General features: G+C 46.1%; 16 protein-coding genes. 12 read left to right on the top strand and 4 right to left on the bottom strand.

Features of this window, described 5'->3' with window-relative positions; all coding sequences use genetic code 11:
* The 5 genes from QUB35_RS10685 to QUB35_RS10665 all read left to right on the top strand — a co-directional run bounded on the left by QUB35_RS10685 (position 1) and on the right by QUB35_RS10665 (position 5,745).
* Positions 1–912 (top strand): MBL fold metallo-hydrolase, encoded by a 912-nt coding sequence (locus QUB35_RS10685; protein WP_333141908.1) that lies wholly within the window; start codon positions 1–3, stop codon positions 910–912.
* 634 nt (positions 913–1,546) lie between these two features.
* On the top strand, positions 1,547–2,470 hold the full coding sequence (locus QUB35_RS10680; protein WP_333141907.1) for a hypothetical protein: 924 nt from the start codon (positions 1,547–1,549) through the stop codon (positions 2,468–2,470).
* 865 nt (positions 2,471–3,335) lie between these two features.
* On the top strand, positions 3,336–3,947 hold the full coding sequence (locus QUB35_RS10675; RefSeq protein WP_333141906.1) for a class II aldolase/adducin family protein: 612 nt from the start codon (positions 3,336–3,338) through the stop codon (positions 3,945–3,947).
* 600 nt (positions 3,948–4,547) lie between these two features.
* On the top strand, positions 4,548–5,102 hold the full coding sequence (locus tag QUB35_RS10670; RefSeq protein ID WP_333141905.1) for an Npun_F5560 family protein: 555 nt from the start codon (positions 4,548–4,550) through the stop codon (positions 5,100–5,102).
* Entirely contained in the window at positions 5,095–5,745 is a 651-nt protein-coding gene (locus tag QUB35_RS10665) for a hypothetical protein (protein WP_333141904.1), read from the top strand. The genes QUB35_RS10670 and QUB35_RS10665 overlap by 8 nt, the downstream gene beginning before the upstream one ends.
* A gap of 44 nt (positions 5,746–5,789) precedes the next feature.
* On the opposite strand, the gene QUB35_RS10660 is transcribed toward QUB35_RS10665, so the two are convergent.
* Entirely contained in the window at positions 5,790–6,134 is a 345-nt protein-coding gene (locus tag QUB35_RS10660) for an STAS domain-containing protein (protein ID WP_333141903.1), read from the bottom strand.
* 132 nt (positions 6,135–6,266) lie between these two features.
* Here QUB35_RS10660 and QUB35_RS10655 point away from each other — a divergent pair, with 132 nt between their 5' ends.
* The 5 genes from QUB35_RS10655 (at position 6,267) to QUB35_RS10635 (ending at position 9,358) form a co-directional block, all read left to right on the top strand.
* A complete protein-coding gene (locus QUB35_RS10655; protein ID WP_333141902.1) occupies positions 6,267–6,425 on the top strand; it encodes a hypothetical protein in 159 nt (52 codons plus the stop codon).
* Positions 6,426–6,482: 57 nt separating this feature from the next.
* Entirely contained in the window at positions 6,483–7,106 is a 624-nt protein-coding gene (locus QUB35_RS10650) for a DedA family protein (RefSeq protein WP_333104443.1), read from the top strand.
* A 193-nt stretch (positions 7,107–7,299) separates the two neighbouring features.
* Positions 7,300–8,034, top strand: coding sequence for a hypothetical protein (locus tag QUB35_RS10645; protein WP_333141901.1), 735 nt, complete (start codon positions 7,300–7,302; stop codon positions 8,032–8,034).
* 64 nt (positions 8,035–8,098) lie between these two features.
* A complete protein-coding gene (locus tag QUB35_RS10640; RefSeq protein ID WP_333141900.1) occupies positions 8,099–8,731 on the top strand; it encodes a Uma2 family endonuclease in 633 nt (210 codons plus the stop codon).
* Between the two features lie 252 nt (positions 8,732–8,983).
* Positions 8,984–9,358 (top strand): hypothetical protein, encoded by a 375-nt coding sequence (locus QUB35_RS10635; RefSeq protein WP_333141899.1) that lies wholly within the window; start codon positions 8,984–8,986, stop codon positions 9,356–9,358.
* 112 nt (positions 9,359–9,470) lie between these two features.
* Here the strand turns inward: QUB35_RS10635 and QUB35_RS10630 are convergent, their stop codons facing one another.
* Positions 9,471–9,860 (bottom strand): hypothetical protein, encoded by a 390-nt coding sequence (locus QUB35_RS10630; RefSeq protein WP_333141898.1) that lies wholly within the window; start codon positions 9,858–9,860, stop codon positions 9,471–9,473.
* Between the two features lie 71 nt (positions 9,861–9,931).
* Positions 9,932–10,543: a hypothetical protein gene (locus QUB35_RS10625; protein ID WP_333141897.1), complete on the bottom strand. Its 612-nt coding sequence runs from the start codon at positions 10,541–10,543 to the stop codon at positions 9,932–9,934.
* Positions 10,544–10,830: 287 nt separating this feature from the next.
* On the opposite strand from QUB35_RS10625, the gene QUB35_RS10620 reads away from it, so the two are divergent.
* Positions 10,831–11,358: a pentapeptide repeat-containing protein gene (locus QUB35_RS10620; protein WP_333141896.1), complete on the top strand. Its 528-nt coding sequence runs from the start codon at positions 10,831–10,833 to the stop codon at positions 11,356–11,358.
* Positions 11,359–11,769: 411 nt separating this feature from the next.
* Here QUB35_RS10620 and purM read toward each other — a convergent pair whose 3' ends face one another.
* Complete coding sequence (purM, locus tag QUB35_RS10615; protein ID WP_333141895.1) at positions 11,770–12,795, bottom strand: phosphoribosylformylglycinamidine cyclo-ligase; 1,026 nt, start codon at positions 12,793–12,795, stop codon at positions 11,770–11,772.
* Positions 12,796–13,266: 471 nt separating this feature from the next.
* On the opposite strand from purM, the gene QUB35_RS10610 reads away from it, so the two are divergent.
* Positions 13,267–14,367 carry a septal ring lytic transglycosylase RlpA family protein gene (locus QUB35_RS10610; RefSeq protein ID WP_333141894.1) on the top strand — a complete coding sequence of 367 codons (1,101 nt, stop codon included), beginning with the start codon at positions 13,267–13,269 and terminating at the stop codon, positions 14,365–14,367.
* The last annotated feature ends 30 nt before the right edge of the window (positions 14,368–14,397 follow it).

Below are 14,397 nucleotides of genomic sequence, written 5' to 3'. Positions count from 1 at the left end.
ATGGAAATCAGCTTGTCCTCAGTAGCGGCAACTCCCGTTGATTGCCCTCAACCCTCCGAATCAATAAAAGGTATAGATGATTTTGTAGTACAGTTTTGGGGCGTGCGGGGCAGTGTTCCGACACCCGGACAGGAAACTGTTCGCTACGGCGGCAATACTTCTTGTTTGGAAATGCGCGTCGCTGGCAAACGCTTGATTTTTGACGGCGGAACAGGCTTGCGGATGCTGGGAGACCAGTTGGTGCAAGAAATGCCTGTGCAAGCTTATATGTTTTTTACTCACTATCACTGGGATCACATTCAAGGGTTCCCGCTGTTCGCCCCAGCTTTTATCCGCGGCAATAGCTTTGATATTTACGGGGCGACTCCGCCGGATGGAGATTGCATGAAAAGGCACTTCGTCGAACGGGTGCTCCACTCGAATTCGCCGATACCGCTGATGGGTTTGCAGGCAGATTTGAATTTCTACGAACTCAATCACAACCAGACGATGATGCTGGACGATATTGAGATTAGGACGGGTTCTCTGAATCACCCCAATACTGCTATGGGATATCGGGTGACTTGGCAGGGACGATCTGTTGTTTACTGTTCGGATACTGAACATTTTCCCGATCGGCTAGATGAGAATGTCTACAATTTAGCCCTCGACGCTGATGTGCTGATTTATGATGCGATGTACACAGACGAGGAATATCACAACCCCAAGTCTCCGAAGGTGGGTTGGGGACACTCGACTTGGCAGGAAGCGGTGAGAATGGCTAAGGAGGCCCGCGTGAAACGAGTGGTGATTTTTCACCACGATCCGGCTCATACAGACGATTTTCTCGATCGCATCGCCGAAGACGTGCAAATCGCTTTTCCGAAGGCTGTCATGGCCCGCGAGGGTCTTATTTTGCCGATCGGCTTCTGAACATTTGCCCTTGTGAGCTCGATCGAACCATCAACCGATCGAACCATAATTGTTATGTGAATATGTGGATCTGGTCTCGCGGCCCGATCCACAATTTTTTTTAATATGCAGCAAACTCTTAACTGCATGGTATAATTCTTGCTTGTTAAGTTTTTAGGCACAGTATTTAAGGTTTTTTTTATTCTTCAACCGCGTCCGCAAGACGCCAAGACGTAAGATAATTGGAGGATTGCCAAGGGTGAAAAGGAGACAGTTTTGAATGTCAACAAACACGGGGAGGCGAGGCTCTCGCACGCCTGAGTGCTAGTCTGAGGCCAGTAGACTTCCAGAAGCCTTGTTACAGATTAATTATTAAGGACAAAAACTGAAGTTATAGCTCGGATCAAATAAAAGCGCGATCGGTTTTTTGGGCTCATGAATATTGACAACTCTCAAAAGCTAATAGCTTTTAGGTACAAACTGAGAAAATTTTCAGCAGTCAATTGGACTAACCAGAAAGAAACGATCGCTCTGGCGTTTGGCAGTAGCTGCGGCAAGCGAATGTTATGACTTGACTATCAAAATGGGAAATTTACGTTTTAGATCTTCAGCAAATCAATACAGATGGATTGCCCTAGGCAGTTTTGCTGTAATTATGGGTATTTCAGGCGCCCTGGCCTACCGCCTCGCCCCGCCCCCCGGATTCATGGCTCAAGGCACTCTCACTTCTAATAATCCGCCCGTCAAATTTTCGACCACGGGCACGACAATTCTCAAGCAGGGAGAGCAACTCACCCCGGAGGTTCTCCTAGCAGATAATGTTGTCAAAGCAGTGGCAGATGCAGTTAAGCTCTCGCCCCAGCAAGTTCGACAAAATGCTAGTGTCAAGATTTCTAAGGCGGAACAACCCCTAGAAATTGTGGTTGGGTATCGCTCGCTCGATCAGCAGCAAGCAATCCAAACGGCGGATATGTTGATGAAGGGCATGGTTGAAAAAAGCCGCCTGATTAACCGATATCGGTGGCAATCAGTCAATCAGTCGCTCAACCAACGCTTGGCACAAGTCACTCAAGACCTGAAACAAGCTCAGCAAAAACTCGACCAATACGAAAGAGAGCGCGCTCGCCTGTTGCAGCAAATGAAGCTTCAGCAAGACTTTTACAACAAAACTCAGCTTGCAATGGCGGATACGCAAGCGTCGGAAAAAGAAATGGTTAGCAGTTTGGCCGCTGCTACAGTGCCACAAATTGTGGCGACGCCCACGAGCGATCCGACAGTGCCTCTGATTTTGGGAATTGGCTTGCTGTTGGCGATTTTGGTCAGCCGCGGTTTGATTCCTTCGGTGGCGGATTGGAGGTACAAAGCAGCTTTTCAACGAGAAGAGAGCGAAAGGCTCCAAAGTGCTTTGTACCGACTGATCAAAGAAGGCCGGGGCGAAATCACTCTGGTGCGGTTTGCGATGGAGACGCGGCTGTCGCCGGATGTGGCTCAGCGTTTTTTGAACCAACAAGCTGAAGTCTTTAATGCCAATTGCGAAATTAAAGACGACGGCAGCATCTTGTATCACTTCCACATTTAAAGGGCTGGGGCGATCGCGCTTCACAGAAAAATTTAGCCGATCGGGCCCTCACTGCTCGATCGGCTTGTTTTTTTCTTAATAGGACTTATATCAGGTTCGGTCGATCGACTATCCCCCTCTAGGTAGGCGCGGGTTTAGGGGATCTATAACTTATACTAATACTACAGATTTTGGTGAACCCGCCGACGCGAGCTGGCGTTGCGGTGATTTTACCCGACATGATATTACGCTCAACCCGGTTTCTAAGGTTGTAGGATGCCCCGGAGCTAAAAATTGCTCGATAGACATAGGTGTTGACTAACGTAGAGCAGCCGAAGATTGTGCCAGTTCGTCCCAGACTGGCTAAAAAAAAATTTTTGTGTTCCGCTTGCTTTTTGCTTAAATATATGTACAATTATAAAAAATAAGTAAATCTACGGTTGCTTTTTACCGGACTTACCGGATTAAGGGTACTTTATCCTTAAATATTTCTTAAGTTAGAAGTAAACTCAGTAGAAATGCTGTAGTATAGAACAATAAGCGATTCAGGGATGTTATGTAGTTTCACATCAGAAACTCGATCGGGCAAAAGCCTAGAATCAAACTCCCCGACTGAAAGGGTACATTTTCACATTGAACTTTTGTAATAACCGAGAGGCTAAATCATGATTTTGGAAATAATTGGTTCTTCTTTCCTAGCTTACTTTTTGCTAATGTCGGTCGCTAATTACGGCGACACTGGAATGTAGATTAGTTAAGGCACTTATGCACCGAGACATAAGGCAGCAGGCAAAAAAAGCTGTTTGACAACTTCTTGATAACTTCGATTAAGTCTCAGCTTGGGCCATGTCTGTCGTGTCAGAGTCGTGTCTGATCAAACAAAAAAATGGATGAAGGAGTCGTTAAGTACCGCTGTGACTGGGAAGAAGCAGACCCTGTAGCTGCCCGGAACATAGCAGATCTGATGGACTGGCGCGATCGGCTCCACGCTTGGGGATTAATTGGCGTCTACGAAAATGGCATAGGGTTTGGCAACGTCAGCGTCAGACTCGGCAATTCAGGCCAATTCGTGATTTCGGGAACCCAGACTGCACACTTGAAAACTCTGGGACCAGAATTCTACTGTACTGTTACCGAATTTAACTTAGAACAAAATTTCCTCGGCTGCCGGGGCCCCGTACAAGCTTCGTCGGAGTCCCTGACTCACGGGGCCCTGTACCTTCAGAGAGAGGAGGTGGGCGCGATTATTCACGTCCACAATCCTAAGCTATGGCAGCAAATGCTGTTTAAGATTCCTACTACTAGAAAAGAAATACCTTACGGCACTCCCCAGATGGCCTTAGAAATGTTTAGACTTTTTGAGGAGGAGAATTTGGCGGAGCGCAAAATTCTGGCGATGGCCGGTCACGAGGACGGCATTATCTGTTTTGGCAGCACCGTGGACGAAGCTGGCAAAGTGCTTTCGGCTGCGATTAATGAGATTGGAGTTGAGCGTTGATCTCTCGAACGGTTGATCCATCGCCTGGGTTGTGGTAAAGATCGAGCATCAAACTCTCGCAACCAGCTCAAAAATTGCCAAGTGCCTCTTGCCTCTGTGCTAATGGAAAGATATTCTAAATAGCAGATATATACTAGATTTAATCGTAAAAGCTGAGAGTCATTGTCAGTAACCCAGCCCTAAAGGGACTGAGCTTGGTCGCGACTGATTGAGCAAGCTGTACTGACCAGCCTAAGACTTTAGAGGTCTACGTTATTTGGGTCATGACACTCCTTGAATGCGACGCTAGTTTTCCGCTCTGTCGCTTGTAGTTAAACAGCCTTAAGGTCACTGAGGCAGTGCTGCAAGCTTAACAAGCTCTTATAACATTGGCGAAGCGAACATTACCCCGAAAGGGAGCCGGAGATAACCATATCTCCACAGAGGGGTAATTATACCCCTCTACCCCTCGCCGGAGGGGAAAGCGGATTCAAGGCGGTGGTCACGCTCGCCCTTCGGCTTCGCTCAGGATAAACTCCGTCGAATATATTGAAACCGCCCGTGTTATTTACCTCTCAGGGCTCAAGCCTCTGATTTTCCCACTTACCGAGGAGCATTTTTATGAATCAAACTAAACTTGTAAGCTCAAAAGAATTGCAATCAGAGGTATCTCGTCTCACCGAAGAGCTGCAAATGCGCGACCAATTGGTGCAGCAGTTGTCTCAAGAACTTTTCCGGCTGGTGAAGGGCAATTCTAATTTTGTGCCGGCGCCGGAAGTTTCCGATCGCCACCAAGCTCAAATGCAGGCAATGCGGGAACAACTCCAAGCTGTTGAAGAACAGGTGAGTTTTTATCAGGAACAAATCGCAGAGCGGGATGCTGAGGTTTACCAACTGCGACAGTCGGTGCAAGAATTGACGGATCGCTCTCGGATGCTAGAACAGGTGGTTCAGGAATTGCCGGGGGTTTACCGCCAGAAGTTTGCCGAGCGGCTCGATCCGATTAAGGAAAAGTTGGAGCAATTGCAAAAGGAAAACCGCCAGTTGCACACTGAGTTGCAAAGCGTAACTTACCGTCTCGCGGTGCGGAGCCGCAAGGCTAAGGGCTTGGATCTGCCGAGCGTCGATGCTGAGGACGATCGGGGAATTCAAATGCCGAGCTTTGGCAATGTCTAAGGTTTTGATTGTCGCGGGTGGTGAGAAAGATCCGGCCGCAAGTCTCAAGGCGGCGATCGCTCAATCTGATCCTTTAACTGAAGTCAATATCTGTGGGGTTTCTGAACTCCATTCTGGCGCGATCGCTCCGGGTGGGGCGATCTTTTGTCCTTTGACGCTGGATGTACCCGAAACTCTGGTTTTTCCTGCTCAAGATGTGTTTCGATTTTGTAGCAATGTTTCGGCGGCGCGCGATCGAGTGTCCCAGGAGTTGCTTTTTCCCGTCGGCGGTGGCAATTTTTGGCTGCCTGTGGTGTTGACGGCAAAGGGCCCACTCTATGCTGAGGTGATTGGTGGGGAACCTTCTAAGCAGTCTGGCGAGTTGAGTTACTCTCAACCGGTGCATTTGTCGGATGTTTGGCGACAGCAGTTGTATGAGTTGGCTTACCGCTTGCTGAATCTTTTAAATGCGCCGCCAGCGACTTATTTGATGCAGTTCGGGTTTGTAGGGGAAAGGATTTGTTTCGATCGACTTTGGCCTTTTCCGGCTGCACCTGCGATCGCTTCTGTCGGCGTTCAAGTGCCGGATTTATTTGTTTGTCATTGGTATTGCTTGACAAATCAACCTATTTATGATATTGAAATTAGCTCTGCGGTTGCTTGAAGTCTATTGGAAACTTGAGATTTGAACTGGGCAGCTAATTTTAATCAGGCAACTAAAGCCGGAGTTTCAGTGGAGATAACTTGCTCGAAACTGTCGAAGATTTCAAAGAGTTGGTCGAGTTGAGTAATTTCAAATATTAGCCTGACTGTTGCTGAGAGGTTGCAGATGACGAGGCGGCATCCCCGGTGGCGGGCGGCGTTGAGTCCGCCGACTAAGGCACACAGCCCGGAACTGTCGATGAAATCTACGGCGGCCATGTCTATTACCCAGAGTTTGTGGCGATCGGGCACAATCTCGGCTAGCTGTTGCTGGAGGAGGCTGCCGGCTTGGGAGTCGAGGCAGTTGTGAGGTTGAAGGACGATGGGTTGGTTGAAGTTGGGAAATTCCATAGCAGTTATCCTACGATCGTAAAGTATGAATAAGTTAGTTTAGTTGCTGACTCTCTTGAGAGACTCAGGGGATTTCCGCGTATGTTTTAGGATGGGCGATCGCCCTTGTGGGAATCGGTGGGGAGAGCCGTTGTGATAAATTTAGTAGGAAACTGGCTGGCGATCGCGCGGAACGCAACCGCAACAATTCTCTATTCCTCTAGTATGCCTGAAAGCCTAATTTTTAGTGGGGCCAGCGATCGCGACAACAGTGTGTTTTTCATCACAGCGAAAGATTGCACTATTGGCTGAATCGAGCCAATATATAAATGTATTGAGCTTTGCAAAAGTTTACGAAGGCAGTATCGAATGTCTTTTGAGTTTTTATCGTTAGAGACTATTCAGCAGTTTGCGCGCGATTACGGCTACTGGGCAGTATTTCTGGGAATTTTGCTGGAAAATCTGGGAGTTCCTCTTCCAGGCGAGACTATTACGATTGCTGGCGGGTTTTTAGCTGGCAGTGGGGAACTGAATTACTGGTTTGTGCTCGGCAGTGCGATCGCGGGTGCGACTGTGGGGGGAAATTTGGGTTATGCGATCGGCAGGTACGGCGGCTGGCCACTGCTGCTGAAGCTGGGACAATTTTTCCGCTTTCGAGAAGAACAACTGTTTGACTTAAAAGAACAGTTTAGCAAAAATGCAGCTAAAGCCGTATTTTTGGGCCGTTTCATCGCACTGCTGCGAATTTTTGCTAGCCCCCTAGCGGGTATTGCAGAAATGCCTTTTTGGAAATTTTCGCTGTTCAATGTTCTGGGTGCTGCAAGCTGGGCATCTGTAATGGTGAGTTTATCCTACTTCTTGGGACAAGTTGTGTCTTTAGAGAAATTGGTAGCTTGGGCTGCTCAATTTGCGGTATTTGCTTTGCTGTTAGCAGTTGCTTGGATTGCAATTCCTATTTGGTTGGAGTCGCGGAGTTTGGACAAGACTAAATAGGGTTGCAATCCGTTACCCAAAAAAATCAATATTCTTGTGGAACGGGCCGGAGAGCCCGTTCTTTATAATATTTGAACATACGAGATTAAACTTACATTTTGTGCCAAGATTAGCAACGGGCTAGAAGCCCGTTCCACAAACAATAAACTGTCTTTAAAACAAAAAAAGCATACATTTATAATAGGTAGAAATCATGGGATACACTACAACATTTGACGGAATATTTCATTTAAACAAACGGTTATTAGACAGCGAAGCTATTTACTTATTAGAGTTTTCTCGAACTCGACGGATGAAGCGAAATTCGGCGATTTTGCAAAGTATTCCCGATCCGGCGAGAACAGCGGTGGGTTTACCTGTGGGCGAAGAGGGCTGCTATTTTGTGAATGAAAAATGGGATGAAGACTCCGAAGTTTCTGTTGTTAATTACAACCGCCCGCCGAAGACTCAGCCCGGATTGTGGTGTAAGTGGATTCCTACTGCTGACGGCGGGGGGATTCAGTGGAGCGGCGCGGAAAAGTTTTATGATTATGTCGAATGGTTGCAGTATCTGATCGACAATTTTCTGAAACCTTGGGGTTATGTTTTAAATGGCGAAGTGAATTGGCAGGGGGAAAGGGAAGAAGATATAGGTACGATCGTAGTTGCCAGCAATCTGATTATTTTGCCAGAAGGTGCTGAGGAATTGTTGAGGTATGCGGTGTCGCCGGTATCGGTGCCAAATTTTGTTTGGGATTGTTTGAAGGCGGTGCAAGCGGCGGGAGTTGATTTGACAATTTGGTATGAGGTAGTCGATCGATCTGTGGAGTTGGGACACGGGGAAGCAGCGCTGTGGATTAAGCCTAATATTGAGAAGTATTTTGATGGTTTGAACCGGGGTTTTGAGTTTGAGGGGAATCTAATTGAGACGAAAGATTGGGGCTTGTGAGCAGTAGTTTCGATTTGTGGATGATGCGGCTATAATTGTGAGTAGGAGCAAATGAGGATTTACTATGACGGCATTGACAGAAATCCGCGAAGAATTAGCTGAGGACAAAGTTGAGGAAAAAGTACAGATTTATTACTCTCCCGAAGAGTATTTAATGCTGGAAGAGGGGGCAAAATTTAGAAGCGAATATCAGGATGGCAAGATAATTCCTATGACAGGCGGAACACCGAATCACAATCAAATCGCTGGCAATTTTTATGGAACATTAAATTTTGCCACCAAAGGACAACCATACCGAGTATTTATAAACGATTTGCGTTTGTGGATACCGTCGAAGCGGGTTTATACTTATCCTGATGTGATGTTGGTGGCGGGTAAGTTGGAGTTTGCGGAGGGTAGGAAAGATACGATTACTAATGCGGTGATGGTGGCTGAGGTTTTATCGGAATCGACGGCGGATTATGACAGAGGTGGCAAGTTTAAACTTTTTCGCACGATTCCTAGTTTGAGGGAGTATGTTTTGATAGATCAATACGAGATGCACGTTGAACAGTTTGTGAAGACGGATGATAATAAGTGGGTTTTGTCTGAGTATGATGGTGCTGATGGGGTGTTGAGATTGAGTTGTGTGGAGTTTGAGATGCGGTTGGGAGATATTTACGATCGTGTGGATTTTGAATCTGAGTCGGAGGAGTGATCGCCCTCGAACAATTTGATTAAGTAATATTATGTTCGACCAATTTACCCTAGTTCTTGTAGGGGCGGGTTCACCAACAATACCTGCCAATAATTAACCATCTCAAAAACCCGCCCCGGCCGAGATATCGCGAGAGATCGACAGGACAGGATATAAGGATCGAATTAAGCGAGTAGATTCTACTTGAATCCCGGAAGCATTATGAAATCTTAAAAGTCGGCTATTACTTATAATATCGGTCAAAAATGGGCTGTGACTCTTTGCTGCAAAGCAGAACAAAAACTGGAACTGAGAGTTGCAAAAATAGTTGAGTGTTTTGACCAAAATTATCTCTTAAAGCAATGGGAAATATCTGATAGTGAAGCTACGGGCCGTTATGGAAATTGCTTCACTACGCGGTGTAATAATCAGGAAATATTTCAGGTATCTACTTCTGATTTGTTGGAGGTAATGAGGGAAGAAGGTCAAGTTATTGAGTTAGATGCTAGTTTGATAAAAGACGACGAGGAATTGTTTAACATATTGATTAGAGATGGGCTTTCAATTGATTTACTTGGCAGCGGGGAGATGATGCCGCTGACTGTTTTGAGGAAATATGTTTATGTTGACAAAGAACTGTTTATGTGATCAAGGACGTGGGAGCGCACTTCAAAAAGCTCGATCGCCCTCTGTCAGAGAATGCTGGGGTGAGAGAGGGCGATCGTAATTATTAGGCTGTTCGCTGAAAGGCGATAGTTTACTAAAACCCAAAGAATTTAGTAATCAATGGCAGTAGATTGTTACAGAATTCTAGTAGTTCTGTCGCTTTTGGTACACCTTTCATAATTCGTTCGAGCATCCTATCTGCCTTTTTGGCTTTCTCCTTCATTCCCCCATCATTAGGATTCTGAGCAGCTTCAGCTAAATCTTTTACTTGCTCTAAAGCATCATTCCTGTCATCATCACTTAAATTTGGATCTGCTTCGATTGCGTCTTGGAGTTGGAGCAGTAACTCTTTGATTCCGGGTTTATCGGCTTCAGAGGATGAAGGTAACTGGTTGATAATGTTTGATACATTTCCCGTAGAATTACCTCCTATGAAGTTGCCTCCAACACTGCCTCCAACATAATTTTTAGATTGTTCTTCCATGATTTTCTCCTAGTTTAATTGACGCTTGATTTTGACTGTAAATTTAAATGTCGTTCAACAGAGCATCACCCTCATCTCTTATTTGATACATCTCCCCTAGAATCACCTCCTATGAAATTACCTCCAACACTTCCTTCTATTTTGATAGATCGATCGGTTGAATAGACTACATAACGACCTTCTTCATGGCTTTCCATGAAATTATATAAAATTGAAACTACATTTTTTAACCCTGGAACATCCCTGGTGATAAATATTGGTAATGGAGAACCAGAATTCAAGTATAATTTAAGACCATATTTAGGAGGCCATAATTTATTAAATACCAATGAGAGAATTGCGAATCCTATCATCAACATTCCTCCGGTTCTATTGTCACTATTCTGAGGAAAATTCGTGTTTATCAAAATTCCAAAGATAAACGAAAGCCAAATCCATGATGATGGCACTTTTACTGTCGGAACAGGGCATACGCCAAAGCCGGTGACGTTACGAAACTGATAGACATCAGAATCAAATTGAACTGTGTTTTTGGTGATTTCTATTGTAGCCTTCCCGATCAGTCTGTCAGTATTTTGTGATGTATTATTTACACCCATCATTATTTTTTGCAACAATTTAAGCATTAACCTGCTCCCTCCATAAATGAAATCCTTGGGACTACCACTTAATGCTATTGCCATTGACAATACTCCGGACAGTTTTCCAATATGATGAGATCGCCAGCCCGCTAGCTGAGTGCGCTCCTCTTCAGGGGCTGCCCTAACGACGTATTTACGTCATCCTAGCTGTATTGCGATCGGTAATAAATCTTGTTATTCCCGCTCGCCCGGAACGAAATTTCGAGGTTTTGAGGTTCTTCTTCACCACCTTGACGTGGGCTAGAGGGCGATCGCATAAGCTCCCACACAAGTGAAAAAAGTGAGTACGACCTGAACCCAAAATAAACAGAAAAATACGAAAAAATCAAGTGAATTTACAGCGAAATCTGACAATAGAAGTTAACCTCAGCGGTGCAAATCTGAGCGGAGCAAACTTAAGTGGAGCTAGATTATTCGCAAATTTAAATGAAGCTGATTATGTTCAAACCGATTTAGATAAAACAATCAATGCTGATAGTGAAACTGAATTATCTGACTCTGAAGACGAAATTAACTGGAATGGTTTTCGCCTTCACTCCGACGCACAAGTGAAAATTGCCGAAATACTCGATCGCACTTCCACTCTCTTCATCCCCAACTCCCAACTCCGACTCGCAACACCCGCAGGCAGACAAAACCAACAAGCTGACTTTCTGATCTTCCACGAAAACAAGCTAGGGATACTGAAAATTGACAGCGAATCATCCCATCCAAACACAACAGAAGATGAAAAGTGCCAGCTTTTCATAGATTCTGGCATCAGTCTTGTCAAACATTACGATCCTACCCGATGCAGCGAACAACCGGATCTAGTGGTGCAGGAGTTTTTGGAAATTTTGAGTCACGTACAAGCCTAATAAGCTGTTTTTTATTTAAACTGTGATACAAACATTACCTTGATTTTTGATATTTTCTCACTTCAACAATTAACAATCCTTCCTTTCAGAGTCGATGTAATAAATAGTATAGATATTCAATTAATTTAAACATTCGGCGGAAATCTTTACACTAATTTACGGAAATAATTTGGAATTATATCGTATTTAAAGGCACAATAGCTTATTTCACTTTTAGGTAAAATTGTAGCAACGAGTCATCAGTTGTGAATTCCTTTTTCTCTTTCATCCTCTGTGTCCTCTGCGTCCTCTGCGGTTACTTTCAAAATTATAAATTTAACCGCAGATATACACAGATGAAGGCAGATTGAGATGGTCTGTTAACGCATAAAACAAAGCGAAGCAATCTTCAGCCCCTGCGATTGCTTCTTACTAATTATCCACGATCAATTCTCCTTTCCCCTCAATCACTTCCCCGATCGCCCAAGCACCAATTCCCTGAGACTCAAACCATTTAACAGCCTGTTCTACTTCCCTGGAATCAAGCAACAGCACAAACCCAATCCCCATATTAAAAGTATTGAACATATCTGCTGTAGCAACTTGGCCCGCTTCAGCAATCCACTGGAAAATTGGCAAACTTGGCCAACTATTGCTGTCAATTCTGACAGATTGATTAACTCCCAAACAGCGGGGCAAATTTTCCGGCAAACCGCCGCCCGTAATGTGAGCCATGCCGTGAATTTCTAGACCGCTTTTAATGGCTTCGAGGACTGGTTTAACATAAATTTTAGTCGGAGTTAGCAGCACTTCTCCTAAAGTTTTGCCACCTAACTTTTCGGGTTGGGAATGCCAGTCAAAACCCCGATCGCCCGCAATTTTTCTCACCAAACTAAAACCGTTGCTGTGCACGCCCGAACTAGCCAGCCCCACAGCCACATCTCCCACCTGCACCCGCGAACCGTCCAACAATTTGCTCTTTTCGACAATACCCACGCAAAACCCCGCCAAATCGTACTCACCCGCTTGGTAAAAACCGGGCATTTCTGCCGTTTCCCCTCCGAGCAAAGCACAGCCCGCTTGCTTGCAACCGTCAGCAATGCCGGCCACCACCGCAGCTAATTGTTCGGGATTTAACTTTCCCGTCGCTAAATAATCGAGAAAAAAGAGGGGTTCGGCCCCGGATGTCAGCACGTCGTTGACGCACATCGCCACCAAGTCGATACCTACCGTGTCGTGCCGATCGAGATTGTGGGCCAATTTCAACTTAGTCCCAACGCCGTCAGTACCCGAAACCATCACCGGCTCTTTTAAACCCTCCGGGACGCTGAAAAAACCGCTAAACCCGCCGAATCCGCCCAAAACTCCCGATCGGTGCGTGCTCTTGACCATACTCCCGATGCGCGAGACAAAAGCTCTGCCCGCCTCAACATCCACACCTGCTTCTCGATAATCCATAAGTCCGCCAAATCGATTTCTTCTAATTTTTAGTTTATTCCCATAACAGTTGACAAACAGCTTTTTTAAGACTAGCCATTCGGCAGCCCACAAAATACACTAAATTTTTGTAAATTTTTGTAAATTTTTCCGTAAAGACTGAAACGGCTGTAAGCACTGGAACTAAAGGGTTTTATGATAGAGGGTTTTGAGAAAATTTGATGAAGATTTGGTGAAAAGCGCGATCGCAGCGATCCCCAACCGCAAAAGTTTGTGGTAGTCTGTTGCAGTTCGTGAACAACACACAAATTGCGGATCGAGTATGAGTTGTCAAGTGTCAGGGAAGTTTCAGCCAAATTTTTTTGGGGCTGAAGCATTAAAGCAAAAACGCACCCGGATACTTTGCTTTGACTCACGGGGGAATGGCGAAGGGCAAGAGAGAAATCCTTGACGCCCGCCGCCAAATGGCCAATCCTCCAATCTCGGTTGGCAATGGCTATTCACAAAAATGGACGTATGAAGGAAAAATTTGTTGGTGGTCTACTCGCTGTCCTGTTAGTTCCTGTGGTAGGAACGGCATCCTCTTGTCACGCACAAGCAACAGGTGCCGACAACCAAAACTCTCAGGTTTCCGAGCAAGTAATTGCCACCCAACCGTCCCGGCAGTTAAACGCTACTCGGGTCGAAGCGCAAAAAGTCGGACAGTATCAGTATCAAGCAAGAGCTGAAATTGCCCGAGACTCGATCGCCAAAATTCAGCCCCACAACTTAGGCGGGCGACAAGCAGCGACAGTCTACGTGCGAAACATTCCAGTCATCACCTTTCTCAACGCCAGTCCGGAAACAAACACGCCTTTGGGAGAAACTGGCAACAGCCAAGCCGGTGCTAGCAGTCCGTCAAAAGTAGCGGGCGCCAGAGAAAATCCCAAAGTCGGAAACATTGCCAGCAACTCTAGCAACCAAGAACCCGATCCAATTTGGCGGGCATCAAGCTTAGCAGCAAGACTCAATCAGCTAGCCCGCAACAACATCGATCCCAACAGCATTACCGTTAAGTGGGAAAAAGGCGATCGCTACATTATCCAGGCAAACGGCGAGGAGTTGGTAAACATCAACGCCGAAACCATCCTCCCCGACACCACCAGCAACTTTAGCCGAGACGCCCTGCAAGCAACCAATCGCCTCCGGCGACTTCTGGGCAACGCCCCACCCCTGGAAGAAGTCGCAGGCAAACCCCAACCAGAACCCCCCGTGCTGTCTATGGGCCCAGTTCAAGTGCGCCTCAGCGGCTGGGCTTCCTGGTACGGCCCAGGATTTAACGGCAACCTCAGCGCCAGCGGCGAGCGTTTCAACCAAAATGATATGACCGCAGCCCACCCAAATTTGCCTTTTGGAACGAGAGTCATGGTGAGAAATCTCGACAACGGCCGCACTGTGGTCGTCCGCATTAATGACCGCGGCCCCTATGTGGGCGATCGGCTCATTGACTTGTCCGCCGGCGCCGCCAGCGTGCTAGGAATGATCAGCAGTGGCGTTGCCAGAGTGGAAATCGAAGTGATCGAACCGCAGCAGCAAACAACTGTTGGACGCTGAAGGCTACTCTCAGGCAGAATACAAAAGTTA

It is taken from the genome of Microcoleus sp. B13-B6 (assembly GCF_036705405.1).
Taxonomy (GTDB): domain Bacteria; phylum Cyanobacteriota; class Cyanobacteriia; order Cyanobacteriales; family Microcoleaceae; genus Microcoleus.
This window is presented reverse-complemented; position numbering and strand designations above follow the sequence as displayed.

Coding starts and splice junctions, on each gene's coding strand:
- QUB35_RS10685 (WP_333141908.1), top strand. CDS start 1: ATGGAAATCAGCTTGTCCTCAGTAGCGGCAACTCCCGTTGATTGCCCT.
- QUB35_RS10680 (WP_333141907.1), top strand. CDS start 1,547: ATGGGTATTTCAGGCGCCCTGGCCTACCGCCTCGCCCCGCCCCCCGGA.
- QUB35_RS10675 (WP_333141906.1), top strand. CDS start 3,336: ATGGATGAAGGAGTCGTTAAGTACCGCTGTGACTGGGAAGAAGCAGAC.
- QUB35_RS10670 (WP_333141905.1), top strand. CDS start 4,548: ATGAATCAAACTAAACTTGTAAGCTCAAAAGAATTGCAATCAGAGGTA.
- QUB35_RS10665 (WP_333141904.1), top strand. CDS start 5,095: ATGTCTAAGGTTTTGATTGTCGCGGGTGGTGAGAAAGATCCGGCCGCA.
- QUB35_RS10660 (WP_333141903.1), bottom strand. CDS start 6,134: ATGGAATTTCCCAACTTCAACCAACCCATCGTCCTTCAACCTCACAAC.
- QUB35_RS10650 (WP_333104443.1), top strand. CDS start 6,483: ATGTCTTTTGAGTTTTTATCGTTAGAGACTATTCAGCAGTTTGCGCGC.
- QUB35_RS10645 (WP_333141901.1), top strand. CDS start 7,300: ATGGGATACACTACAACATTTGACGGAATATTTCATTTAAACAAACGG.
- QUB35_RS10640 (WP_333141900.1), top strand. CDS start 8,099: ATGACGGCATTGACAGAAATCCGCGAAGAATTAGCTGAGGACAAAGTT.
- QUB35_RS10630 (WP_333141898.1), bottom strand. CDS start 9,860: ATGGAAGAACAATCTAAAAATTATGTTGGAGGCAGTGTTGGAGGCAAC.
- QUB35_RS10625 (WP_333141897.1), bottom strand. CDS start 10,543: ATGGCAATAGCATTAAGTGGTAGTCCCAAGGATTTCATTTATGGAGGG.
- purM (WP_333141895.1), bottom strand. CDS start 12,795: ATGGATTATCGAGAAGCAGGTGTGGATGTTGAGGCGGGCAGAGCTTTT.
- QUB35_RS10610 (WP_333141894.1), top strand. CDS start 13,267: ATGGCTATTCACAAAAATGGACGTATGAAGGAAAAATTTGTTGGTGGT.